This is a genomic window from Shewanella sp. SP1S1-7, assembly GCF_031932105.1.
GTDB classification, from domain to species: Bacteria; Pseudomonadota; Gammaproteobacteria; order Enterobacterales; family Shewanellaceae; genus Shewanella; species Shewanella baltica.
In genome coordinates this window covers 22195-47033 of sequence record NZ_JAUOEU010000009.1, presented here as the reverse complement: position 1 = coordinate 47033, position 24839 = coordinate 22195, and the positions used below count along the sequence as shown (strand labels likewise).

Below are 24839 nucleotides of genomic sequence, written 5' to 3'. Positions count from 1 at the left end.
ATGAAATGCACTATGAAGTACTATCAATGAATTACCATCAATATTTCCCTATCGATGTGGTCAATGGCCCTGGTACCCGTGCGACCTTGTTTGTCTCTGGCTGCGAGCACCAGTGCCGTGGTTGTTACAATCAAAGTACTTGGGATCCCCGTTCTGGGCATGTGTTTGATAGGACGATGGAAGATAGGATGATTGCCGATCTCAATGATAAGCGGATTGTGCGCCGTGGTTTATCTCTCTCGGGGGGCGATCCTTTATTGCCTGTCAATCTTAGTGCCATTTTGGCGCTCGTCAAACGAGTCAAGGCTGAGTGTAAGGGGAAGGATATTTGGCTCTGGACGGGTTATGTGCTTAATGAGTTGAGTGATGAACAGCGCGCCGTGTTGGCCTATATTGATGTACTGGTGGATGGCAAATTTGAACAAAGTCTTGCCGATCCAAGTCTCGTATTTCGCGGTAGCAGCAATCAGATCATTCGTTTGTTATAAAAGCGGTAACGAGGATCTGTAACTTGCTGCTATAATCTCAGGCCTTGACACAGACGCTAGCATAATCAGGCTAAGATTTTACTGTGGCTAACTTAGGTAATTTAAGGTAACAGAATGAATTTAAAGCAAGAACTGCAGCAGCTTAACGATAAATTAGATAAATTTCGTCGTAAACTTGCTGCGGCTGAACAAAGAGGCGATGACGTCATTATTGCCCAGTTCAAGCGCGAAATCGCTGCAGTCACTAAGCAAATTGGCAGTGTGAAAGGCCAACAAACCCGCTTATTGAATAAGCAAGGTTCAGATATCAAAGGTTTGCCTTTCCATCGCGCTTTGACTAAAGAAGAACAAGCGGACATGGGCAAACTGAAAAAGTCTGTCAAAGGTCTTGTGGTGATCCACCCTATGACAGCTATCGGCCGTGAAATGGGGCTAAAGGAAGTCACTGGATACGCGCCCGCAAAATTTTAATGTGGGTTAGGCTGTCACTGACACGGGATCGAGTGTCGATCGCGTGTTGGTGCGCCTAGTACTTTAAGCACAGCTTCGTTTTAATCCATTCCTTCGTGCTGCCCATCGAAAATGACATTCATGTTTGGTTTAGTTGATTAAAACACTAAAGTATTTCTTGATTGTTCAAAAACACTTTAGAATAGTGCGCTTAGTTGGCTAAGTGCCTAATCCTCGTTTGTTTCTAGGGATCTTATTCGTCTCATGGAATGAGAGTTGTCGTTAAGGTTAAGTATGTCGATAAAATATGTCGCGACGTCAAAGTTACCCACTCCTTGGGGCGTGTTTGCCATGCATGGTTTTGAAGATACAGAATCAGGCAAAGAGCATGTTGCGCTCACATTCGGTACGCTCAGTGCGGATGAACCTGTGTTGGGTCGAATTCATTCCGAGTGTTTAACTGGCGATGCATTATTTAGCTTGCGTTGTGACTGTGGTTTTCAGTTACAAGCGGCGATGCAAAATATTGCGGAAACGGGCAGTGGCTTTATCCTCTATTTGCGCCAAGAAGGCCGTGGCATTGGTTTATTGAATAAAATCCGCGCCTATGAGCTGCAAGATAAAGGTGCCAACACAGTTGAAGCCAACGAGCAACTGGGCTTCGAAGCCGATATGCGTAAATACGACATGATCAAACCTATGCTGGAACAGATAGGCGTGAAGCATGTGCGTTTGATGACCAATAACCCTCGTAAAGTGAAAGCGATGAAGGAATTTGGCATCGAAGTGGTTGAGCGCGTACCGCTGCAAGTTGGTAAGAATCGTTACAACGAAGCCTACTTAAAAACCAAATCCACTGAGCTTGGACACATGATGTCTGAATATCATTTTATGGATGAAAATAAGTAGCTTTGTATTTATGATGGGTCGACCGATTGAGTCAGAAATGAGTAAGGTTTAAGTCAATTGAGCCATTTTTTCAGTCGGTTGCCATTATGTTTGTCGTTAACTTGCTTAGTATTTCTGAGCATAGTTCCTGCCGTTTTCGCCAATAGTGTATCCCCCGCCAATACGTTCACATCTGCGACACTTACATCGGCGTCTCAAGCAAATGATGCTGGCGTGCCTATCGATCATGTTTCTATCAGTCATGTGCCTAGCAGTAACGCCAATGGCAGCAATCCGATTGAGTCGAGTAGTAATCCCAATTCTGTTTATGCCTTTGGTAGTTATCTCGGCACAGGGGTTTACCGCGCCGCCAACCAAAATGCGACCGTGGTCAGCATTCCGTTAAGTTTTGATTTAAAGAAAGATAGCGGAAGCCAGACTTGGTTACGTTTACCTATCTCCTTTGGCTTTTTTGATTATTTAGCCAAAGATATCACTGAAGGCGAGTTACCGTCGTCGATAGGCACTATGACCATTACCCCAGGTTTTGAGCACCACTGGCAGGCGAGCGAAAACACTCGAATGGAAGGGTATTTAGATATCGGTTTTGGTACTAACTTCGATAAAAACGATAATGTTGCCATTATCGCCTCAGGGATCAGTAGCTTGTATGATTTCACCCTTGCTGGGCAAGATGCGGTGTGGGTGTCGAGATTACGTTTCGCCGGGTACAGTGAGCACTATGGCAAGTTTGCCGATCAATTTGCGGTGTTACAAACTGGCGTGGATTTAGGATTAGCGCCGCGCTGGCAATGGTGGGATCTGCAGGTGCAACCAAGGATCTTTGCTGTGGGTTATTGGTATTTCAATGAGCTCAGATTTATCAGCGAGATAGAGCAAGATACCATAGTTTCAGGCAGTTATGAGGCTGGTTTTTCCCTCGCTTTTTCTAAGCCCCTTGGGGGCGAATTGCTGGGTGTTGATCGTATTGGATTCAGCTATCGCCGTGGCGATGGCTTGAACATTTGGCGTTTGATGTTCAGTTTTCCTATCTAAGTAGGGTCAACTAGACGGCTTGAATATATAAACCGCTTGAACATGTCGATGTTGTGAACATGGGTTAACTTAGCACAGGATTATCACCGCTTAATTTAAGCCGATTCCTTTTTTTGGGCTTCGCGCATCTTCTTCTCAGTCAAGGTTGCTATCTGACTACTCAGCTGCATTATTTGTTCTTGGATCATCTTACGTTGCTGATCTGCGGTCTCTGAGTCATCATTTTCAAGCTTGGCCAACATTTCTTGGAGTGCCTTGATTTGCTCTTTTATTTTTTGGATCTGCTGATCAATTAACGTCATGGGTTCTTCTGATGAGGCATTGTCGACTTCATTCTTTTTGGCTGAGGCTTTGTCTCTTAAGGTTGCGCCCACATCTGCGGATAAAGCTGCGCGGCCCGCATTAGAAATGGAGACAGTGTCTTGGCTATCTTGTGAGTCAGCGGACTCACTATTCGCTGTTTGTGTTGCGGCTGGTGTCGCTGCGATATATGCGCTTGATATGGCGGTGAAAGCTGAGCCAGTTGCGCTACTGTTTATTCCATTAATGTTCATTTAACACTCCATTGATGCAAACTGCGTTGATACTCAAGTCACTATAACAGTCGGTATCGGCCATAGATTTGAAAACTGAAGCAATTTTGGGTTGTTCAGCTAAAAAGTGTGCAAGCTATTGGTTCAAAATCGATAAGTGAGCGCTATTCGCCGCAAATAGATCCGTGAAAATCGATTAGTAATAGATTCATCACGACAATACAGCCCTTATTCTAGGGCTGTTTACGTTTTATGGCAGCAGAGGCGAGGATTAATTATTGCCCCAAATATGACTGTTTACTGTGCCATCTGAGCTGGGTTTATCACTTTTAGCCGGCTTTTCGGGAGCGGTTTGAGTAGGCTTTTTAGTCGCGATTTTTGCCGCAGGCTTCTTAGCGGCTTGACTCGCTTCTGCTTTAGGTGGCGGTAACGGTAATTTGTTGGCTCTTAAATAAAGATATTCGACTTTATCCCGCGCCCACTCTGTTTTTCTTAAAAAACGTAAACTGGATTTGATACTGGGATCGTGGGTAAAACAGCGGATATTAATTCTCTCACCTAATTCTTCCCAGCCGTATTTCTCGACTAAGTAAGTGATGATCGTTTCCAGTTTAATGCCGTGGAGCGGGTTATTCGATTGATTCATATTATGCATGTTGCAGTGTGCTATGGCGGGAGTATAGCAGTTTTGTATGCCTGATACAGTGTGCAATGGTATCGAGTCAAGCCTGAATACCTTGCTAGCGTAAACCTGCGATAGCTATTATTGATGTAGCTGTATGATCAAAACAGGCGCAATAAAGCGCCTGTTTTAGCTTGGTCATTCGGACTGTTTTATGAGTCTTTGACTGTTTCTTTAAGCTCAGTTTCTACCGGTAAATCAATCTCACCTTTACCTTTGGTTTTAACAATCAACAGCGCTGTAATCACTAAGGTGGTGACCACGCCCGCTATGGTTGATACCGTCATCGGTAAGCCTGCACCTAAGGTTGACGAGTTCAGCAGGAAGGTGATGACCACTGTGGTCATAAACATCGCAGGAATAGTCGCAATCCAATGCAGTTTGTTATGGCGTAACAGGTAAGCCGAAGCCGTCCACAGCATTAATACCGCAGTAGTTTGGTTTGCTACACCGAAGTAGCGCCAAATGACACCAAAATCCACTTGAGTCAACATACCGCCGATAACAAACAGTGGGAGGGCTAACACTAAGCGTTTTGGCAGTGAGATTTGTGGCATGTTGAAAAATTCAGCCAGAATCAAACGCGCAGAGCGGAAAGCCGTATCACCTGAAGTAATCGGCAGGATAATTACACCTAGGATAGCCATAAAGCCACCGACAGCGCCTAACAGTCCAGTCGAAGCCTCATAGACGACGTTGGCAGGGTTACCTGACATGCCCGCACTTAAGCCTTCCACACCGCCGAAGTAAGATAATGCAATCGCACACCAAAGCAGCGCAATAATGCCTTCGCCAATCATGGCACCAAAGAAGACGAAGCGACCATTGGTTTCGTTTTCAACGCAGCGTGCCATTAATGGTGATTGAGTTGCATGGAAACCCGATACCGCGCCACAGGCGATGGTGATAAATAACGCAGGCCAAAGTGGCATGTCATTTGGGTTTAAGTTTTGGAAGAAATCGCCCGCTTGTACGTTCGGCAGTAAGGTGTGCTCGCTTGATAGGATAATCGCGAAAGCCAGACCGAACGACATGAAAAATAATAAAGCGCCGAAGAAGGGGTATAAACGACCGATAATCTTATCGACTGGTACCACAGTTGCGATCAGGTAGTAGACGAAGATAATGCCTACGAAAATGCTCACGTCCCAACCGGTAAGCTTGCCCAGTAAACCTGCAGGTGCTGAGATAAAGACCACACCAACCAGCAGTAGCAGCACGATAGCAAACACGTTCATAAAGTGTTTGGCACTCTTTCCTAAATATTTACCCGCAAGGTTTGGCACAGATTGGCCACCGTTACGTACTGACAACATGCCAGAAAAGTAGTCATGCACGGCACCCGCAAAGATACAACCAACCACAATCCACAACATAGCTGCAGGACCATAGAGCGCACCTAAGATAGGACCAAAGATTGGGCCTACGCCTGCGATGTTTAATAATTGAATTAAATAGACTTTACCCTTAGACATAGGCACAAAGTCGACGCCATCAGTTTGAGCGAAAGCAGGTGTTTGACGATTAGCGTTAATGCCGAAGACTTTCTCGACAAAGGCGCCATAGATAAAGTAGCCGCCGATCAGCAGACCGACACAGAGTAGGAACCACATCATTTTTGTTATCTCCCCATTTGAGTTCTGGCGAGTGTAAACAAGTTGTTGATATAAAACTTCGCAATCTCAATGAGTGGTCGAAAATGCAGGGTGAGCGGTAATAGGTGGGCTTGAGTGGTTGCAATCGTATGTTAACGGCGGGTGTTGTTGGTCATCTTGTGACTAAAAATACCCGCTAAGATGGCTTTTTGCTTGAGTTATTGGAAGCCGAACAACTGTTTAAGGCTCTTAAGATAACGCCGTGAGACGGGCACTTTATCCCCTGAGTGGGTGGTGACTTCGGCGCCCGTGTCTAACAGCTCAATTTCGGCAATCGCCTTAGGTGAAATCAAATACTGCCGATGGCAGCGCACCAGTAGGGTTTTTTCTTCAAACACTTTTAAGGTCAATTGGGTATGGACTTTGCCTTTCGTACTGGCCACATGGATGCCGCTTAAATCACTGAACACATATTCCACATCTTGGATGGCAATCACCTTGAGTTTATTGCCGCTGTAACAGGGAATATGTTCCAGACGCTTTGGGGTAATGGGATCCATGATTTGAGGCGTCAGATTTTTACGCACCCGAGTGAGGGTTTTACTGAGTCTCTCGGCATCTATCGGTTTAAGCAAATAATCGAAGGCATGGTTATCGAAGGCCTTGACGGCAAATTCGTCGTAAGCGGTAACAAACACAATTTTTGGCATGTTATCGGGGTCGAGCATAGCGATAAGTTCCATGCCGGAAATGCGCGGCATTTGGATATCGAGAAAAATTAACTGAGGTTTGTCTTTTGCTATGCTTTGCAACGCCTCAATGGCATTAGCGCATTGACCAACAATTTCAATGTCGTGTTCTTGCCCCAAAAGATCGGCTAATTCTTCACGAGCAAACAGTTCATCATCAACAATTAAACAAGTGATCACGTGCGGGTGTCCATATTGGATATCTCAGGGTTTTCTATGGGTAATCTTATGGTGACACGAGTCAATTCATCGGCTTCGCATTCCACAGTGACACCATATTGCTCGCCAAAAATATTTTGAATGCGTTTATGCACTAAGTTCATCCCTAGGCCTTCAGAGCCCTCAACGGGTTGATATAATCCGGCATTGTCTGTGATTTCTAATTCCAACACATCATTTTCGAGCTTGCCCGTCACTTTAATCTGCCCTTGCTCTATCATGTGCGAAGTACCGTGCTTTACCGCATTCTCAATAATCGGCTGCAGGGTAAAGGCCGGTACTTTGCAGTGGTAGAGTGATTCAGGTATCGCGATACTGACTTGTAATTTATCAATAAAACGCGCTTTTTCAATGGTGAGATAGGACGCGATGTGATCTAGCTCATCCCCGAGCGTCACTAAACCTGTCGTTCGTTTTAAATTAATCCGTAAAAACTGCGATAACTGCTGCAGCAACTGCTTAGACATATCGGGATCGCGCTTGATTATCGCGCTAATGGTATTGAGTGCATTGAACAGAAAGTGCGGATTAACCTGCGCTTGCAGTAATTTCAATTCGGCTTGAGTCAGCAGATTTTGCTGCTGCTCAAATCGGCCATAAAGAATTTGGTTCGATAACAGACGGGCAATACCTTCACCTAAGGTGCGGTTAATATTCAAAAAAAGCTTATTCTTTGGCTCATAGAGTTTGATGGTGCCAATGACTTCGGTATCACTGCGCAGTGGGATCACCAGACTCGACCCTAAGCGGCAGTTGCTTGAAATAGAACATGAGTAGGGCATTTCAACGCCATCGGCGAACATGACTTTATTTTGATTAATCGCCTCTAAGGTGATCTTGGAAGAAATTGGCGTGCCAGGCAGATGATGATCGGCACCTATACCAATAAAAGCTAACAGTTTTTCTCTATCAGTTATGGCCACTGCGCCCACATTGGTTTCTTCTATGACGATTTTGGCGACACGGCTGCTGCTTTCTTCGTTAAATCCTTTGGATAGGAGTCCGACACTGCGTTCGGCTATCTTTAATGCTTTAGTTGAAAAACTGGAGGAAAGTTTATCGAACATGGTTTTTTGGTCGCGGATCATGCTCATAAAGAGTGCCGCTCCTACGGAATTGACTAACAACATGGGCGGCGCGATTTGACGCACTAATTCCCACGCATCATCGAAGGGGCGGGCGACCAGTAAGATGATGCTCATTTGCATCATTTCGGCATAAAAAGTCACTAGGCAAACGAGTAATGGATTGTAGATAAGCTCACTTTTACCCGCACGTCTTAAGTAGAAGCTTATCATCCCTGCGGATAAGCCTTCTAAGGTGGTGGAAATGGCGCAGGCTATTTCCGTAAAGCCGCCCATACTGTAGCGGTGAAGGCCACCGGTTAGTCCTACCAGAAAACCAGTAACTGGGCCGCCTAATAATCCACCTAATACAGCGCCCATAGCACGGGTGTTGGCAATAGCGCCTGATGTTTGCTCACCAAAATAGGTGGCCATGATGCAGAAACTCGAAAAAATCAGATACATAAAAATCTTATGCGGCAGACGAGGGGAGGTTTCGGCAAACAGTTTAAACAGCGGCGTTTTACTGACTAAGTAAACGATCACTAAGTACAGCGACATCTGTTGGGTCAATAATAGGATCAAGGACATAATGGCTCACATTATCGTCACAGATGTCAGCGCAGTGGTATCAATTAGAAAGTCTGTGCGCGAGATCAGGGTTCAAATTTAACCGTTAGGATATAAAGAACAATAATATTGCATCTTTAGGAGGACATATGTCCAATTCTGTTCACGGTCATGATGTTATGGCGCTGATGGTAGCGCAAGGTACCGCTATTATAAAGCCTGAATTATTATCCCTAATGGGACAAAAGTTTGGCTTTGCGGCTCGATACCACACCTGTAGTGCCGCCGATCTTAGCGCTGAAGCATTAATTCAGTTACTCGTAGCGAAAGGTAAGTTCCATGAAACGCCCCAAGGCATTGAACTGGCCGCGGGGAGAAAGTGTGAGCATTAATAGATTGTGGCTATACATATTTTGGCAATCGCGTAACTGTTTAAGAGAACAGATGCGTAATACAAAATCATTAGAGTGTGGAGACGTTTGCTCATAGAAAGACATTGAGCGTGACCGAATATTACCGTTTGGCTTTATCGGCTTAGAAGTTTAGGTTTCGTCGTGGCGTTTATTGGCAATTTGGTTCTGCTGCGCGGGTGTGAGTTGGCTAAACTCATGGATTAAAATACGCAGCAAGCGAGATTTTGCAATGCTGGTGGATTTCGATAAGTCATCGAGCTGGGCAATACTCTTTTCTGTCAGGGTAAAAGTCGCGTGGCGATACATCTTAGTCGACTTTTTATCTAAGCCCTTAACTGTCGCTTGAGTCTGAGCCGCGGCTAATAAACTCGCCTTACCTAAGGCGTAGTTATTGGCATCTTCAATGAAATCATCGACAGAAACCGGCTTGATGATTTGCTTAGGTTTCTTACGTTTAAGATCAGTTAAGCTCATAGCTATTTTCTGGTGGCATAGCAAATAATTCATCCGCTATAGCGCGGATCTCATCGGCGGCTTTTCCATCGGGTTCGATTTCGACCACAGAGGAGCCTTTTTCTTCACTGTCATCATAAATATTTCGACAAAAGGTGACGGAGTTCAACACTCTTAATCCAAAGGATTGCACCACATCTTTAGCCTCTAAAATACGCTTAAATTGTGTAGGAAGCGCAGGGCATTGGGTTAGCACTATGGTGGCGATCATTTTAGGATTCACCATCTTACAAGTGCTGAGCATGTCTTCCATGTGGGGTAATGTTTTAAGATCGCGTCTTTTGGGTCTGAGGGGGATCACAACATAAGTGGCTACCGACATGGCTGCGCGCATAGCCAAGTTATCCTGACCACCACAGTCTACAATCACGTAATCAAAACGCTCATTGAGGCTGAGTAAATCATTGCGAATTTTGCCATAAAGCTGAATGCAATTAATGCTGGGCAGACTAGGATCATTATTTCTCGCTTGGATCCAATCTGAAGTGGTGCGCTGGGGATCACAATCGACCATAAGGACGTTTGCTTGAAATTTTTGCTTGATATAAACGGCAAGATTTTGAGCGAGGCAACTTTTTCCGCTACCACCTTTTTCACCACCTACCAGCAAGATCATAGTGACGCCCCTTCATGAATCGTTCAATTCATTGAGTGTAGAACAGACCCATTAAACCTGCGAAATTTAAGTTAAATTAAAGCAGTTGCATGGCAATGTGATAGCTTTGGTCGTGGCATTTTGCGCAGCGGCAGACTTGTCCTTTGACGGTATTTTGCTGGGTGGAATCGGGATTAAAGGTCACTTCGATGAGTTCGCCCAGTGCAAAGGGACGTTTATAATCGAATAAAATACCGCGTCTGGCTAAGTCGATACACACGCCTTCATCGGTTTGCTTTATGCCTTGTGCATCAATCCAATGTAAGACGACACGCTCCGCTTCCATGTCCACTCGCAGTGATGTGCGTTTTTCTTCAAAACCAGTAGTATGGTCACCCATAACTCAATTGCCCCGTAAATTATTGATCTCAGTAAAACTAGCATAATTGCTTTTTGGCAGAATACCAATGTGAAAGCTAGGTCTTTGATAATAGTTTTAAAAGGAGGACAGCAGGTGCTATTGAATTCGTCTTCAATAGCACCAACTCAGGTGCTTGATTAATTGTCGTATTCTTGGTTTTTCGGATAGGGCATTTTTAATTGACCCCAACGAATGACGATCACAGTTGCCGCTAAAATTAACGTCGACAGTGATATCGCGGCAATACGCCAATCTTCCATACTCTTCATATCTAAAATGAGGTAACGAGCTAAGGCCACAATTGCGATATACAGTGGCATACGCACGGGTAACTTACCTGATTCATAGTAGTTCGCCACCATGGCTAAGACTTCTAGGAAAATAAATAACAGGAGTAAATCCGCTAGTGCAACCATACGGACAGAGACAATATGCACAATTTCTTGGCCTATCGCGACGATAGTGGCAATGGCAATAATAAACAGAACTAAGTGTTCTACAGCTTTGAGGCTCTTAGAACCATATTGGTGATAAAATGGCATGGGCATTCCCTACTTGATGTTTTTTTAAATAGTAACAGTAAAAATCAGCTTGTAGGGAAAAGCGCAGTTATGCTGTGTGACTTAATTCACAGATATGTTCAATCTACATTTAAGTGCCAAATTCAGTATTAACATGTCCTAACCAGGTCGACCATCAATTCTGGCTTGGCACAACATAGGCCCATAGCAGATACAGAAACAGCCGAAGGCGATGACCCAAGATGTTATGGCGGCCAGCAGTAATGATGCCGACCATAGCGGGATTATCCCTGCTAATACTCGAAACACTGCCGCAAGCAGGATTAAGCCAAAGGCATACTTCATTATGCTTGGCGGTTGCAGTGTTCGGCCCGTATGGCCTAACGAAACCCGCGCCATCATAGCTAAAATCATCCCAGCTAACCCACCAACCGTTATCGCGTGCATACCAACGGATAAGGGGAAACCCAAGCTAATCAGTGCTAAACCAATTGGGATACACACATAGCTAAGATGCAGCGACCAGAGCAAAGGTACGCGCCAGCAGGCATGCCAACCCCAGCGATGCCAGCGCAGCAGTAAAACGATACTCGCAATCCCTGCCATACTACGGAGCAATATTTGCTCTTGTAGGATCAAGCTAATGACTAATCCAAAGAGACTGATAAAGCTCAGCCATTCGAGCACTGGAATCGCAGTTTGACGCTGCCATTGTGTTGCGCGCTCGGTGAAAAAAGGGATCACTCGGCCACCTAAGAGTGCGACTATGATGCTGATTAACGCAACTGCACCATATAAGCCTATGTTTATCCATTCAAATTGATTTGTTAGTACGCCGTAGTAACTCAGTGCATTCATCAGGGTGAGCAAGGTGAGAATGGGGATGAATACAAAATTGCGCCATTGACGAACGCGGATCACGGCTTTGGCAAGTATTAACGCCGTTAGCGGCAAAAATAGTAAGTCGATAAACATGATGAGCGTAAAGGGAATCGCTACCGGCATGAGTAATAATAGCCGTGGCAATAACCACAGACTGAATAACCCCAACAACCCAACTCCTTTAATCCCAGCTTGGCCCGTCCAGTTTTGCACCGCCGTTAATAAAAAGCCAGCGACGACGGCGCAGACAAATCCGAAAATCATTTCGTGACCGTGCCACCAAAGTGGATTAACGGATTGCGGCAACAGATTGATCCCTGAAAGAAATCCTCCCCAGATCCCTAATGCCAATACGCTGAATAAACTCGCAAACAGGAAAAAAGGCCGAAAGCCTAATCTGAATAAGGCGATTTGTGGTTGTAAATGTGCGGGCTCATCAATATTCAACATAATTGGCTCTTGAGTATCTGACTAAATCTGTCGGATATTTTAAGCTGCAATTAAAATGAATGTATATATCCCAATATGAGTATTCCTGGTGCGGCGTCTGTTTAAGACGCAATCTAGTCTGCACAGATGGCGCTCAACATGAGAAACGACAATCTCTAGCGTGAAAGGAGTGAGCGCGCGACAGACGTTAAAACGACAGGATGTAAAGCGAGTGGAAGAAGAGCGATTTGGGGGCACATTAGGTCATGAAGAATAAGCTAAGATATTGAACCGCTTATACTGTTACTAAGGTTAATTAGCTTTTGGCTAAAACTGCATCAGCATAAGCGGTGGGAAAGGCGAGGTTATTTATTCTTACGTTTTTGCCACTTAAACATAATCGAATATTTCCACAGATTAGTAATCAATAAATAACCCACTGCGGAAAAAATTACCCCGAGCACAAGGCATCCCAGTAAAAACGCCGGACCTATGGTGGCAAGGGAGGCTTCAATCCATTGCCAACTGGCTTCGAAGGCAAAATCTTGCGGCGCATGGCCGAGTATCTTAGCGCCGAGTAAATACGCGCCATAAAACATCACTGGCATAGTTAAGGGATTGGTTATCCAGACTAATGCGACAGAAACGGGAATATTAACGTTAAATAGAATGGCAAAAGCCGCAGCCACTACCATCTGAAATGGCATAGGGATCCAGGCGACAAATAATCCCACTGCGAATGCGCCAGGAGCGGATTTGCGATTTAGCGCCCACAAATTGGGATTATGTAATAAGCGTCCAAACATGCGTAAGTGTTTATGCTCACGCAAGGTTTCAGGCTTAGGCATAAATCTTTTGATTAATTTTTTTGGCATAGGCTGAAATTGCTGTCTTAACTTAATTCACTATGAATCGATTCATGTTTGGCTTTAGTGCCATCTTGTTATCAGCGATGTTGTGGCCTTCGCTGCCGCCAGTCAGTTACATACCCTACCTTGTTGTTGGGGCGCTAATTTTATACCGAAAAGTCCCTGTTTGTGCAGGTGCACTTTTTGCAATGGCATGGCTAACTGGTTTTTGCTTAGGATTATCTAGGCAGGATCTTCCAGTGTTACAACAACCTATACAGGTTAGGGGCGAAATCATATCACTAGTTAGTCAAAACAGCGACTGGCTAAGTTTGGATATATCGGTCATTAAACCAAATTTAATCTTAGGGCTAAATGCAAAATTGCGACTCACGTGGAAAGATCCGCCAGAAGTCGATGTCGGTCAGGTTTGGCAGTTTACCTTGATGCCTAAGCGCATTGCTAGCGTGTTAAATCAAGGTGGCTACAATGAGCAGAAACAATTAATCAGCCAACATGTTGTCGGTAAAGGGCGAGTGATTGAGGCACATTTACTGGAGGTTTCACCTTCACTGCGTAACGAGCTGATAAGCGCATTGACGCCTGAATTAGCCTCTTTGCCGCAAGGTGATATTTTACTCGCCTTGCTTATGGGTGATAAGCAGTTGATCACAAAAGCACGTTGGCAAGCACTACGGCAGACGGGTACGGGTCATTTAGTGGCGATCTCCGGCTTGCATCTCTCAGTCGTCGCAGCATGGATTTACACATGCTTTTTGTTTGGATTGAGTCACTTAGTGCCACATCAAAGTCGACGTAATATCACCCTTGCTTTAGTCGCTGCGGGCATAGGCGCCGCATTTTATGCCTATCTTGCTGGCTTTGGTATTTCGACTCAGCGGGCATTGGTGATGATTCTGCTGTTAATGCTGTTGAGTTTATTAAAGCGATTTTCTACCGCGTGGGAGCGCTTGTTATTTGCCCTGTTCATTGTATTGCTGCTTGATCCGCTCGCTTGTTTAAGTGCGGGATTTTGGCTGTCGTTTTGTGCCTTAGGCATCATCTTATACACTTTAGAAGTCCAACCAAGGGCATTTACCCCAGCGTCGAGTCGAGGGGCGCGTTTACGCACAGGGATGATACAGTTTTGGGCAATCCAATGGCGCTTGAGTCTCGGGCTTGGATTACTGCAAGCGGCACTCTTTGGCGGCGTGAGTGTACACAGTTTGTGGATGAACATCTTGGCAGTTCCTTGGTTTAGCTTTGTAGTGATCCCCTTAGCAATGGCGGGATTTGTCTGCTGGTGGCTTGGAACTACGTTTGGGTTCTCTTGGTTGGGACTGCTTCGCCTCAGTGATTGGAGTTTATCGCCCTATGCGCAGTTACTCGATATCAGTCAGCACTTACCCGCTCATTGGTTAGCACTCTCTGACAGCCTATTAGCCTTAGGAGTCTGCACGTTCGTTGGTGGTGTGTTATGGCGCTATGTGCCTAAGCATAAAAACAATATTGCTTGGCTAAGCCTATTGAGTTTGTTGTTTATGCCCGTATTACTTTTTTGTATGACGCTGTGGTCTCCCGTGCAAACCCATCGATGGGCCATGCATTTACTCGATGTGGGCCAAGGTTTAGCCGTGGTGATTGAAAAAAATGGCAGGGGAGTCATCTATGACACGGGCGCCGCCTTTGGTGATGATTTCAGTTATGCGGAGCGAGTGATATTACCTTTCCTAAAAGCCAAAGGTATTCAAGAGATTGACTATATTGTTATCAGCCATAGCGATAACGATCATGCAGGCGGCGCGCCTGTCTTGATTGAGGCTTATCCTAAGGCTTGGGTGATCACAGATGTGGCAGGCTTTAGCGGCCAAGATTGCCGCCCAAGGCAAATTCAATGGCAAGGGTTGAGCTTTAACTTACTCTCACCGCCTCAAGTGTTGGCGGGAAATAATGGCTCCTGTGTGGTACGCATCGATGATGGCTTGCAAAGTCTGCTACTCACCGGGGACATTGAAAAACAAACCGAAGCGGCACTATTAAGTCGTGAATTAAGTATAAGCCGTGAGCTGAGTGTGAGCGGTGATCTAAGTGTGAACGGTGATCTAAGTGACCGAAACGAGTTACAAAGCGACGTGCTGGTGGCGCCGCACCATGGCAGCAAAACCTCGTCGACAGAGGCCTTTATCGATGCCGTAGCCCCTAAGTTAGTGCTTTTCCCTGCGGGTTTTGCTAATCGTTATGGTTTTCCTAAATCTACTGTGGTTGAACGGTATCAGCGACGAGAGATAAGGAGTTTGACCACAGGGACAGAAGGGCAGATTAGTGTGATTTTTCAGCAGCCTGAGTTAGAGGTAAAGACCTATCGTGGTGATTTAGCGCCATTTTGGTACAACTCTCTGTTTAGATTTGGTGACTTGATTAATCCAGAGTAGAATGGCTACTTTGCCATAATTTAGTGTTATCAATGACAACATCTCCTAAAGACGAAATGTGGACAGTTTTCAAACGATTACTGGGCTATATAAAACAGATGAAAGGCATGTTTATGCTTTCAGTTGCGGGATTAATTATTTATGGTCTCGTCGATGCCGCCTTTATCGCTTTCATCGGCCCCTTTATTGATAAGGGTTTTTCCGGCGGCGCACCCGCTGCGGTCACCAACGGCATAGCATTGCCAACCAGTGAAGGTTTCCACGCGAACAACGATGTGCTGATGATGGCGCCGCTTGTGGTTATCGTCATGTTTACACTGCGCGGTTTTGCCAACTTTGTCTCGACCTACGGCATTTCATATATGAGTGCACGTTTGATCATGGACATGCGTCAGCAAGTGTTTGAGCATTATCTGAGCCTGCCAGTCAGTTACATGGACAAGGAAAATACCGGTAACTTGATTTCAAAAGTCACCTTCGATACTGAGCAAATTGCCAGAGCATCGGGTAGCGCTTTGATTTCTATCGTCCGCGACAGTGTAACTGTATTGGGTATGCTGGCACTGATGTTCTATAACTCTTGGAAGTTATCCCTGTGTATCTTAGTGATCGGGCCGATTATGGGCATGGTCATTACTGTGGTCAGTCGTCGTTTCCGTAAAGTTTCTAAGCAAATTCAAACCGCTATGGGTGGTGTAAGTGCTACGACTGAGCAAATGATTAAGGGCCATAAAAACGTATTGGCTTTTGGTGGACAAGAAACCGAAGCTACCCGTTTTGCTAAAGTGAACGATCAAAACCGCCATCAAAATATGAAGTTAGCTGTGGCTCAAGCTATTAGCCAGCCGTTGATCATGATTATCGGCTCATTCGCCTTAGCCTTTGTGCTTTATGCGGCAAGCTTAGACAGCATGAAAGCCGATCTCACCGCCGGTACCTTCGCGACAATTCTTGGCGCTATGATGGCCATGTTGCAACCCATCAAAAACTTAACCCGAGTGAACGCCGAATTCCAACGGGGTATTGCAGCTTGTACCACAGTATTTGAATTACTGGATACGCTGCCTGAGTCTGACACAGGCACTTATACCGTCGAGCGCGCTAAGGGTCATCTACGTTTCGATAAGGTCTGTTTTAGCTATGACAGCCAAGATCGTCGAGCGCTGGAAGATGTCGATTTTGAAGTTAAACCGGGTCAAACCCTAGCGCTAGTCGGTCGTTCTGGCTCTGGTAAGTCGACTATTGCCAGTCTAGTAACCCGTTTTTATACGGGGCTCGAATCCGGCGACATTTTGCTCGATGATGTCAGCATCTACGATTACTCGCTAAAATCGCTGCGTAATCAAGTGGCTCTGGTATCGCAGCAGGTGACCTTATTCAACGATACGATTGCTAACAACATCGCCTACGCCTATCCGGGTGAAGCGACGCGTGAGCAGATTATCGAAGCGGCGACCTTGGCCTATGCGATGGAGTTTATTGATCAGCTGCACCAAGGCCTTGATACCCAAGTGGGTGAAAATGGCGTGTTATTGTCCGGCGGCCAAAGACAGCGGATTGCGATTGCGCGCGCTATGTTGCGTGATGCGCCTGTGTTGATCCTCGATGAAGCGACCTCGGCATTAGATACTGAGTCGGAAAAAGCGATTCAAAAAGGCTTAGATAACCTCAGACAAAACCGCACCTCAGTAGTGATCGCCCACAGGTTGTCGACTATCGAGAGTGCCGATCAAATTCTAGTGGTTGATCAGGGACGTATCGTCGAGCGTGGGACGCACCAGTCGCTATTGGAATTAGATGGCATGTACGCCAAATTGTACCAAATGCAATTTGGTAGTTAGATGCAGGCCTTAGTGAATAAAATCTGGTATCAGAGCCATCCACTGCGATGGATCTTGTTACCTTTATCTTGGCTATTCGCGGTTATCACTTATGTGCGCCGCGCCTTGTTTCGCCTCGGGATCAAATCACAAACGGTAATGCCTGTGCCTGTCATCGTTGTCGGTAATATTACCGTCGGTGGCAGCGGTAAGACGCCAACCGTGATTTATCTGATTGAATTATTGCGCCAGCATGGGTTTACACCCGGTGTGATCAGTCGTGGTTACGGCGTTGATATTCAAGGCGTTAAAACGGTTAATTTAGGTGCGAGTGCAGCAGAGGTGGGTGATGAACCAGCTATGATAGTGGCGCGCACTCAAGTGCCTATGGTAGTTGGCGCTAAACGCGTCGATGCGGCCAATGCGCTTATTGCTGAGTTTGGTGTCGATGTTATCATCTGCGACGATGGGCTGCAGCACTATGCGTTGGGGCGCGATATCGAGCTGGTGGTGATTGATGGTCAACGCGGTTTAGGTAATGGCTTGTTGTTACCGGCAGGTCCGCTGCGTGAAGGCGCGTGGCGTCTCGATGCCGTGGATTTTATCGTCAGTAATGGCGGCCCAGCAGCAAAAGGGCAGTTCGAAATGCAACTGGCCCCTACGGAAGTGAAGCCCGTTAAATGCGATGTGACCTCAGGTCAATACAGTTTCGATAAATCTCAGCCGTTGGTTGCAATGGCGGGTATTGGTAACCCTGCGCGTTTTTTTGAATCGCTGCGCGCCCAAGGTTATCAACTGGCGCTATGCCAGGGTTTTGATGACCATCAAGCCTACGATAAAACCCAATTACGTGATTTAGCCCAAGACTTGCCGCTGTTGATGACAGAAAAAGATGCGGTTAAATGTCGCGATTTTGCACAAGAGAACTGGTGGTATTTGGCGGTCAATGCCAAGCTATCCCCACAATTTGATGAGCAGCTGCTCGCGCGTCTTCGCGAGGTGGCTGCAGCTAAACAAGGAAACTTCCATGGCATTCGATAAAAAATTGTTAGATATAGTGGCTTGCCCTGTGTGTAAGGGAAAACTTGAGTATGATAAAACGACGCAGCAGTTGATTTGTAAGGCAGATAAGCTGGCCTATCCGATCACTGAAGGTATCCCTGTGTTATTAGAAAATCGTGCTGTGCCACTGACTGAATCAGTCTAGTGTGATGTGAATGCGCGTATTGTCCAATACGCGCATACTTACCTTTTGGAGCTTCTCTTATTATTGTTTTCGCTATTTTTAGCCGATTAACAGTGCTTATCCAATCTTGCGTTTTTTCAATGCTCAGACCTTAGCCACGCAAATTTGAGTTACTCAAACCTTCGCTAATAGTTCACAAATTTCTGTTTATCGGCATTGGTCGCGCCTTCTTGGCATTCACCACGAATTTCGCCTCGCCCGGGTTCGATAATCCGACTCAATTCGATATAACCTTCGCGGCAATAACCTGTCATTTCAAGGGTTTTCGTTAAACCTAATTCGACTTGTCGTCCCCAAACTTCTAATGAGTCCTGTAGATCTTGCATCGCGCGACGTTGTTCACGGGGATCTTGCATGCTACGTACGCGGGCATCGTGCGGGAAAGGGCGGTCTGCATCACCCATGTTAGATTTATCATCGACCAGCCGCGCTGTGTAGCTGAAGAGTTTAAGGCCATCGGCTTTAATATCTGTGGTTAACTTATCCCGTAATTTTCCGGCAAGTTCACTAGGATCGATGGGGGCACTGCTACAGGCGATGAGCGAGAAACAACTTAAGATGGCAAGGCTGAGGTATCGAAGCGGCATAATCAAATTTAACTCTTAGGTTATTAACTGACAGCAGAATACCTTAATATGACCCTAAAGTTCATGGATTTATGGCATCTTCATGGACTGAGTATGACTCTATTGGCGCAATGGATTAAGGATGGGCGATTAATGTTGGCGTTTTGGTCGAATAAATGGGCGCAAATCGAGTGGGATATGAGCCTGACTCAAGGCATATGCCTTATGCTCTTGGCGTTATGGCTTTATGCAATATGGCCAAAAGACGAGTTGGCACAGATCCGACGGGATAAAAACCTGCAGTTACGCTTGTTACTGACGCTGGTGGGCGTCAATGCGCTGTGGTCGTTAAATGCCAGTATTCAAACTGGGTTGCATCTGCATTTTCTAGGGATAGTGACCTGTATGCTGATGTTCGGTTGGCGTCTTGCGACTGTGGCATTACTGTTGCCCAGCGCTTTTTTTAGTCTTTTTGTACTAAAACAGCCCGCTGATTTTGGGGCTTTTAGTCTGTTCGCTATGGCTGTGCCGCTGTTCCTGTGTTTTGTTTTATACAGTCGCAGTTACCATTTATTTCCTAAACACATTTTCGTGTTTATCTTCGTCGGCGGTTTTATCAATGCGGGTCTTTCAACTGTGTTTCATCAATTGAGTTGGGCGATGTGGTTGTGGTCTGCAGCGGATTACGATTGGAATGTGTTAGTGGATGACTACTTGATGCTAATCCCTTTGCTGGCGTTCCCCGAGGCATTGCTTAATGGTATGGCGGTAACGCTATTGGTGGTGTATCAACCCCAGTGGTTATTTGATTATTCCGACCGAGAATATTTGTGGCGTAAGTAGATGTGATAAAAGAATGCGATAAAACAATCTAATAAAAGAACTGCGCCCGAAACCTCGATATTTCAACGGAAAACCCATTGTAAAGTTCATTGGGAAGTCCATTGAAAAGTCGATTAAACAGTTCATTAAAAAGGTACTGGGCGCACTTATTTGGAGATTTACACAGACTGTTGCACCGCGATTTAGGCGAAGCGTTGGTCTAAGTAGTTAATGATTTCTTTAGATTCATACAACCACTGTACTTGGCCGTTTTCTTCAATGCGCAGACAAGGCACTTGCTGTTTGCCACCTTGGGCGACGAGCTCATCTTTGTGTGGCGCTTTTTTAGCGTCGAGAGTCACTATATTGAGTCCCTGACGGCGCATTGCACGGCGGACTTTTACGCAAAATGGGCAAGCTGGATACTGATACAGGGCCAATGCTTGAGTTTGAGTATCAATCTGTTGTTGCTCTGCCAGTGGACGTTGGCGCTTTTTAGGGCTAAATACGAAGTTTAAAAACAGAATGATCCTGCCTAAAATCCAGCGAATGATAAACATGTCAGTGACCTCAATAATAATGTGTGTTGAAAAGTGATTCGTGTGTCAATGGCGCCGTCGCAAATGTGCGACGAAACTGAGATTTAGCGATTCGAGCTTGCGATCCCAGTTACATAAAGGCCGCAGAGTGTAACCTATGGTACAAAGCGCGGCCAACATTTTAGTGTGGATTAACAGGTAGAAGATTCTTTGGCGACAAGGACAGCGTTTTCGCTTAGCGGTAACAATTAGATATGCGCTTAGCTATACATTTAGGCATGCTCTTTAGCATAAGAAAGAAGCCCGTTAAAGCTGAGCTTTAGCGGGCTTCTTTTATCGTAAACACAGCAACATTAACCCATTGCTTGAGTTATTGCGCGTCTATTGCGCATCTATGGTAAGGCTCACTTGGGCCACATTCTGGGTCAAACTCACTCGGCTTTCGAGCAAGAAGATCCGCTCTGGGGCAATCTCTTTCACGTCTACAAGGTAAGCTTTGACGGCTTTTGCTCTTTCTTGGGCCAAATTACCCAACATGCCATCGTTAACATTCTGCGCTTTTACCGACAGATTATATAAAGCGATATGCCAGCGGGTGGTGATTTCGTCATCGGAAAGCTGCGCGTCTTTGGCCTCTGCGATAACTGTGTCTTTTATTAGTGCCGGATCGGCTTTAACTTCCTGCTCATAGAGCTTCACTAGCGCATCAGCGAGCGGCCCTTGGGTCGGAAATTGGCTTGGACTTAAATCATCAGGTAACGCACTGAACTCGATATTGGCTAACTTAACCAATTTACGCTTCATGATGCGCTCAGCAATGGCTTGGCTGTCATTGATGGCATCGACTTCCCCTTCAACGCTGAGCTTGAGCATAGGTCTGTCGAGTAAGGCGCTGGCGAGTTTGTCTAAACTTTTCTGCTCATCTTCACTTAGGCTGAATTGACCAGCGGCAAAGCTGATTTTGTCTAAACTTTCGTCTGAACCTATCAGCCCCGCTAAGAAAGTGAAGGGCGCAGTGACGGCTTTAGTGATCACATTGGTAATCGCCGTCATTATGATGCTGCCGACACTAAAGCTGGGTGAGTCTAAATCGCCTGAGACTTCCATGCCTAAATCAATCACGCCGTTACGGTCCTGTAGCAGCGCAATGGCGAGCGTGATAGGTAAGCTAGTGGCAAGGTCACTATTACTGGGTTTACCGAGTTTCAGTTGATCTATGACTAGATGGTTATTGCCCTTGAGCTTGTTCTGATCGAGTTTGTAGTTCAGTGACAGTGATAACTGTCCCTTATCTATGTAGTAACCCGCATAGGTGCCTGAGTAAGGATTGACTGAGGTGAGTTCAACACTCTTGAAGACCAAATCGAGATCCAAATATGGCATGTCTAACAAAGGGTTAATATCGCCTTTTAGGGTTACAGGCGCGTACTTGTCTATCTTACCTTTGATATCGACCGAGGCCTTAGTGCCTGGCGTGGACGACAGGTGAGTGATATTGCCTTCAAGTAGCTCAATTCCCGAAGCAAAATTCGGAGTCAGTGAGTTATCGGCAAAGTAAGCCGAGCCTTGGCTAAAGCTAATTTTTTGAATATCGAGGCTCAGCTCAGGCGTTGCTGACTTGCTCGCCATTTGCGGCTCGGTTGCGGTTTGCTTAGCAGGGGGCGTGTTGTTCGTTGTCGTACTATTTGTCGCAGTTGCTGCAATAGGCGCTTCGACGATAAGGTCGCTGATATTAGTGCTTCTATCTTTAGCGATCACCACTTTGGCGTAGGGTTGGCTAAAGGCTAAGTGATCGATTTTGATTTGATTTTTTTGTTGGTCAAAATCTAGCTGATTGATATTCATCTTTTGCCATTTGACCAGCGGGGCATTACGCAATTTGTCATGAATGGCTAAATCATCGAGCTCAACACTGCCGCCGTAAATGGCTTTGCCCTTAGCATCAGCCGTGAGCTTGCCTGCAGAGCTTAATAAACCACTCTTGAATTGGATATTCACGTAGGGCGCGATATACGGTTGGAATTGGATTAACGCGAGCTTATCGAGTTGAATATCGGCATCTATGGCTTCGCCTGGCACATCGACCTGGCCCTGGGAGCTTAAAGTACCTTTGTCATTAATGCTGAGTTGCAGCGCATAATCAATCGGCTCGGCCAAGGTGCTGGTGATAGTTTTTGTTGAAAAATTAAGTGGATACACACGCCATTGCTGCGGTGTCTCAGTTAACTTTTGCTCCGACAGATTAAGATCGTAGTTTTCAATATTGAGCGCATCGAGTTGCACGAACCAAGTGTCTGTTGACGCCGTTACTGGCGCTTGCTTGATTGGCTGTTGAGGCTTTTCTTCCACTTGCGCGACTTGTACGCTCTCAACATTTTTGTCTTCTAGTGACTTAGCATCTGCTGGCTTAGTTTCTATCGACTTAGCATCTATCGGCGCTGGACTTGTAGAAGCACTGGCGGATTTAGGCATGAACAAGCTGGCGAGATCGAGTCCGTCTTGATTCAAAATGGCGTTTACAGTGAGGCCATCACTGTGAAGCTTATTGATGTGCACTTGCTGCTGCTTTAGATCCATCGAAATACCGTCGAGGGCAAAGATTGGCAGTTTGACCACTGAGCGCTCTTGGTCGTTAAAGTTCAGTTTTTCAACAATAAACTGGCCATTGTTGCTGGTGACTTGTAACTCGCCATTCTCGGCAAGATCCACTTGATACTGAGTCTTAGCAGTGATCTCGCCATCGGTAAGTGCTGGTTTAAATTGATCGTCGATAAATCGCCACAGTGGTGTCAGTTTCAGTTTGGCGATGTGGACGTCACCTGCGATTTTTAATGGGAACAGTTGGAATTGCCCCTGCGAACTGATTTCACCAGCATGATCATCACTGAGTTGTATCACATAGTGATTGTGCTGAATTGGCATAACTTGGGAGCCAGAGCCAGTATCAGAGGTTGATTGGGCGTTTGGTGTCGGGTTGGCTACAGTCTTATTTGCTTTTGTGGCTGGTGCTACTGAGGCCGACAATGCCGACATCAAATATTCAGTATCGAGCTGACTGAGTTTTAAATTGATATTGGGATAATTAACTTGAGCATGGGTAATTTTGTCATCGAAGTTAAATTGCCCTGCATCTAATACAAATTGGCTGAGCAGGACACGAACGGGGGCGCTGGCTTCTGCGGGTGTTGTTTCTGTGCTCGCGGATGAATGCTCGTTCAAGGTCTGCAGAATATCGTCGAAGTTGAATCCAGCTTTGCCTTTTTTCTCCACGCGGATGATGTGTGCGTAGGGCGCTTGTATGTGTATATTTTCGATAACGGCGGCGCGATTAAAAACAGATTGCCAAAAGTTCACTTCGAATTGGACTTGCGCTAAGCCTGCAAACGGTTTTTTGTCTTTTTCTTTAATGGCCAGTTGGTCGATTTCGACTTTGAAATTAAAGGGATTGATGCGGATATCCCCGAGGGTGACGGGACGGCCGAGTAAAGCAGAGAGTTTTTCGGGTGCCAGCGTGGTTATTGCATAGGGCAGGATTAAGCCTAATGTGCAGACATAGCTAAGGTAGACGGCGGTGAGGTAAACAAGCACACGCAGGTACCTTGGGAGAGCAAAAAAAGTGTGTTTGAATTGCGATAGCTGGATCAGCATTAATATCAAGGCTCCAATGCATAAGACAGGGAAAAACTGCCATAAGTGCGAACATTCTAGCGATTAACGCTAATGTTTCCAGAGATTATTTATATTTTATCAATGAAATCTTGGCATTACCCGACGACAACCTATTCTGAACCCAGTCGTTGCTGAATGACAACCAATCTCCTACATTGATAGCTACATCTGTATCAACCTGTGGCGTATCCCTTGAGTCGAAATTCATCATCATGTTCAGGTCAGTTTTTACATCAGCGTTTTAAATAGCTAATGGCCGCAATAATGGCGCCCTGTGGGTCTTTTATCCAACAAAAACGGCCCACCTCTGGAATGTCTTCAGGGCCAAACAGAATGTCACCGCCGAGTTTTTTGGCACTGATAGCCACTTGATCCACATCGTTAACGGTAATATAGCCTGTCCAATGTGAGGGAAGGGTGGGGATTAAACTGTCGGTAATTCCGCCAATGCTGATGCCTTGGTTTTCAATAATGTGATAGTGACCGTGGGGCAATTTAACGGTTTTAAAATGCCAGCCAAAAATTTCAGCATAGAAGCGCATGGCCTCTTCGGTATTATTGGTTGTGAGTTCATGCCAACTTAACGCCCCTGCAGTGTTAAAAGCCGATTCCATAAGCGCATCCCTAATTTATTGTGGTTAACTTTTGTATTTGAGCCGATGTTCAGTGGCTGTGTTTAAGGCCCGTATTTAAGGCTTGTGTTGAAGGCCTTTATTCAAGACTTGTGTTTAAGCCCTGAATTCTGAGTTTGTATGTTAGAAACCCTATTTCGGGTTTCTAACCCAAATTGAGTGTAGTTGAGGCCAGTTGATAATTCACAGGCAGTAAA

25 protein-coding genes are annotated in these 24839 nt (G+C 45.6%); 10 read left to right on the top strand and 15 right to left on the bottom strand.

Going from position 1 to position 24839, the window contains the following annotated elements:
- The first annotated feature begins 26 nt into the window (after nt 1-26).
- From nrdG to Q4Q49_RS09400, 4 genes are all read left to right on the top strand, one after another.
- Nucleotides 27-488 (top strand): anaerobic ribonucleoside-triphosphate reductase-activating protein, encoded by a 462-nt coding sequence (gene nrdG / locus Q4Q49_RS09415; RefSeq protein WP_041409116.1) that lies wholly within the window; start codon nt 27-29, stop codon nt 486-488.
- A 114-nt stretch (nt 489-602) separates the two neighbouring features.
- Nucleotides 603-959: a YibL family ribosome-associated protein gene (locus Q4Q49_RS09410; RefSeq protein ID WP_107947079.1), complete on the top strand. Its 357-nt coding sequence runs from the start codon at nt 603-605 to the stop codon at nt 957-959.
- Between the two features lie 273 nt (nt 960-1232).
- On the top strand, nt 1233-1847 hold the full coding sequence (ribA, locus tag Q4Q49_RS09405; protein ID WP_006087423.1) for a GTP cyclohydrolase II: 615 nt from the start codon (nt 1233-1235) through the stop codon (nt 1845-1847).
- A 57-nt stretch (nt 1848-1904) separates the two neighbouring features.
- Nucleotides 1905-2882: a hypothetical protein gene (locus Q4Q49_RS09400; RefSeq protein ID WP_107404804.1), complete on the top strand. Its 978-nt coding sequence runs from the start codon at nt 1905-1907 to the stop codon at nt 2880-2882.
- 95 nt (nt 2883-2977) lie between these two features.
- Here Q4Q49_RS09400 and Q4Q49_RS09395 read toward each other — a convergent pair whose 3' ends face one another.
- From Q4Q49_RS09395 to Q4Q49_RS09375, 5 genes are all read right to left on the bottom strand, one after another.
- Complete coding sequence (locus Q4Q49_RS09395) at nt 2978-3436, bottom strand: FlxA-like family protein (protein ID WP_006087425.1); 459 nt, start codon at nt 3434-3436, stop codon at nt 2978-2980.
- Nucleotides 3437-3686: 250 nt separating this feature from the next.
- Entirely contained in the window at nt 3687-4070 is a 384-nt protein-coding gene (locus Q4Q49_RS09390; RefSeq protein WP_011846505.1) for a VF530 family DNA-binding protein, read from the bottom strand.
- Between the two features lie 179 nt (nt 4071-4249).
- Nucleotides 4250-5713, bottom strand: coding sequence for a carbon starvation protein A (locus Q4Q49_RS09385; protein WP_006087427.1), 1464 nt, complete (start codon nt 5711-5713; stop codon nt 4250-4252).
- A gap of 197 nt (nt 5714-5910) precedes the next feature.
- On the bottom strand, nt 5911-6621 hold the full coding sequence (gene btsR / locus Q4Q49_RS09380; RefSeq protein ID WP_259511579.1) for a two-component system response regulator BtsR: 711 nt from the start codon (nt 6619-6621) through the stop codon (nt 5911-5913).
- Nucleotides 6618-8315 (bottom strand): sensor histidine kinase, encoded by a 1698-nt coding sequence (locus tag Q4Q49_RS09375; RefSeq protein WP_311999213.1) that lies wholly within the window; start codon nt 8313-8315, stop codon nt 6618-6620. The genes btsR and Q4Q49_RS09375 overlap by 4 nt, the downstream gene beginning before the upstream one ends.
- A gap of 128 nt (nt 8316-8443) precedes the next feature.
- Between Q4Q49_RS09375 and Q4Q49_RS09370 the strand changes: the two genes are divergently transcribed.
- Nucleotides 8444-8686, top strand: a complete 243-nt coding sequence (locus Q4Q49_RS09370; RefSeq protein ID WP_106650190.1) for a YecH family metal-binding protein — start codon at nt 8444-8446, stop codon at nt 8684-8686.
- A 150-nt stretch (nt 8687-8836) separates the two neighbouring features.
- Here Q4Q49_RS09370 and Q4Q49_RS09365 read toward each other — a convergent pair whose 3' ends face one another.
- From Q4Q49_RS09365 to Q4Q49_RS09340, 6 genes are all read right to left on the bottom strand, one after another.
- Nucleotides 8837-9181, bottom strand: coding sequence for a ribbon-helix-helix domain-containing protein (locus tag Q4Q49_RS09365; RefSeq protein WP_106650191.1), 345 nt, complete (start codon nt 9179-9181; stop codon nt 8837-8839).
- Nucleotides 9168-9836 (bottom strand): AAA family ATPase, encoded by a 669-nt coding sequence (locus tag Q4Q49_RS09360; protein WP_106650192.1) that lies wholly within the window; start codon nt 9834-9836, stop codon nt 9168-9170. The genes Q4Q49_RS09365 and Q4Q49_RS09360 overlap by 14 nt, the downstream gene beginning before the upstream one ends.
- A 76-nt stretch (nt 9837-9912) precedes the next feature.
- A complete protein-coding gene (locus tag Q4Q49_RS09355) occupies nt 9913-10215 on the bottom strand; it encodes a PilZ domain-containing protein (RefSeq protein ID WP_106650193.1) in 303 nt (100 codons plus the stop codon).
- A gap of 158 nt (nt 10216-10373) precedes the next feature.
- Complete coding sequence (locus Q4Q49_RS09350) at nt 10374-10778, bottom strand: phosphate-starvation-inducible protein PsiE (RefSeq protein WP_106650194.1); 405 nt, start codon at nt 10776-10778, stop codon at nt 10374-10376.
- Between the two features lie 138 nt (nt 10779-10916).
- Nucleotides 10917-12089 carry an NnrS family protein gene (locus Q4Q49_RS09345; RefSeq protein WP_261272660.1) on the bottom strand — a complete coding sequence of 391 codons (1173 nt, stop codon included), beginning with the start codon at nt 12087-12089 and terminating at the stop codon, nt 10917-10919.
- A gap of 344 nt (nt 12090-12433) precedes the next feature.
- A complete protein-coding gene (locus Q4Q49_RS09340; protein WP_311989420.1) occupies nt 12434-12943 on the bottom strand; it encodes a DUF2062 domain-containing protein in 510 nt (169 codons plus the stop codon).
- Nucleotides 12944-12975: 32 nt separating this feature from the next.
- On the opposite strand from Q4Q49_RS09340, the gene Q4Q49_RS09335 reads away from it, so the two are divergent.
- Genes Q4Q49_RS09335 through Q4Q49_RS09320 form a run of 4 tightly spaced genes read left to right on the top strand, consistent with a single transcriptional unit; the run spans nt 12976 to nt 18375 of the window.
- Nucleotides 12976-15348 carry a DNA internalization-related competence protein ComEC/Rec2 gene (locus Q4Q49_RS09335; protein WP_311999212.1) on the top strand — a complete coding sequence of 791 codons (2373 nt, stop codon included), beginning with the start codon at nt 12976-12978 and terminating at the stop codon, nt 15346-15348.
- A gap of 32 nt (nt 15349-15380) precedes the next feature.
- A complete protein-coding gene (gene msbA, locus Q4Q49_RS09330; protein ID WP_311999211.1) occupies nt 15381-17189 on the top strand; it encodes a lipid A export permease/ATP-binding protein MsbA in 1809 nt (602 codons plus the stop codon).
- The gene (lpxK, locus tag Q4Q49_RS09325; protein WP_311999210.1) at nt 17190-18209 is read left to right on the top strand and encodes a tetraacyldisaccharide 4'-kinase; all 1020 of its coding nucleotides are present in this window, start codon (nt 17190-17192) and stop codon (nt 18207-18209) included.
- A complete protein-coding gene (locus Q4Q49_RS09320; RefSeq protein ID WP_006081200.1) occupies nt 18196-18375 on the top strand; it encodes a Trm112 family protein in 180 nt (59 codons plus the stop codon). The genes lpxK and Q4Q49_RS09320 overlap by 14 nt, the downstream gene beginning before the upstream one ends.
- Before the next feature lie 164 nt (nt 18376-18539).
- On the opposite strand, the gene Q4Q49_RS09315 is transcribed toward Q4Q49_RS09320, so the two are convergent.
- Nucleotides 18540-19001, bottom strand: a complete 462-nt coding sequence (locus Q4Q49_RS09315) for a hypothetical protein (protein ID WP_011846514.1) — start codon at nt 18999-19001, stop codon at nt 18540-18542.
- Nucleotides 19002-19133: 132 nt separating this feature from the next.
- Here Q4Q49_RS09315 and Q4Q49_RS09310 point away from each other — a divergent pair, with 132 nt between their 5' ends.
- Nucleotides 19134-19823, top strand: coding sequence for an energy-coupling factor ABC transporter permease (locus Q4Q49_RS09310; protein WP_107404795.1), 690 nt, complete (start codon nt 19134-19136; stop codon nt 19821-19823).
- 182 nt (nt 19824-20005) lie between these two features.
- On the opposite strand, the gene Q4Q49_RS09305 is transcribed toward Q4Q49_RS09310, so the two are convergent.
- From Q4Q49_RS09305 to Q4Q49_RS09295, 3 genes are all read right to left on the bottom strand, one after another.
- The gene (locus Q4Q49_RS09305) at nt 20006-20362 is read right to left on the bottom strand and encodes a glutaredoxin family protein (RefSeq protein WP_107947090.1); all 357 of its coding nucleotides are present in this window, start codon (nt 20360-20362) and stop codon (nt 20006-20008) included.
- Nucleotides 20363-20722: 360 nt separating this feature from the next.
- On the bottom strand, nt 20723-23989 hold the full coding sequence (locus tag Q4Q49_RS09300; RefSeq protein ID WP_311999209.1) for a DUF748 domain-containing protein: 3267 nt from the start codon (nt 23987-23989) through the stop codon (nt 20723-20725).
- A gap of 254 nt (nt 23990-24243) precedes the next feature.
- Complete coding sequence (locus tag Q4Q49_RS09295; protein WP_115334985.1) at nt 24244-24624, bottom strand: VOC family protein; 381 nt, start codon at nt 24622-24624, stop codon at nt 24244-24246.
- Nucleotides 24625-24839 lie beyond the last annotated feature (215 nt).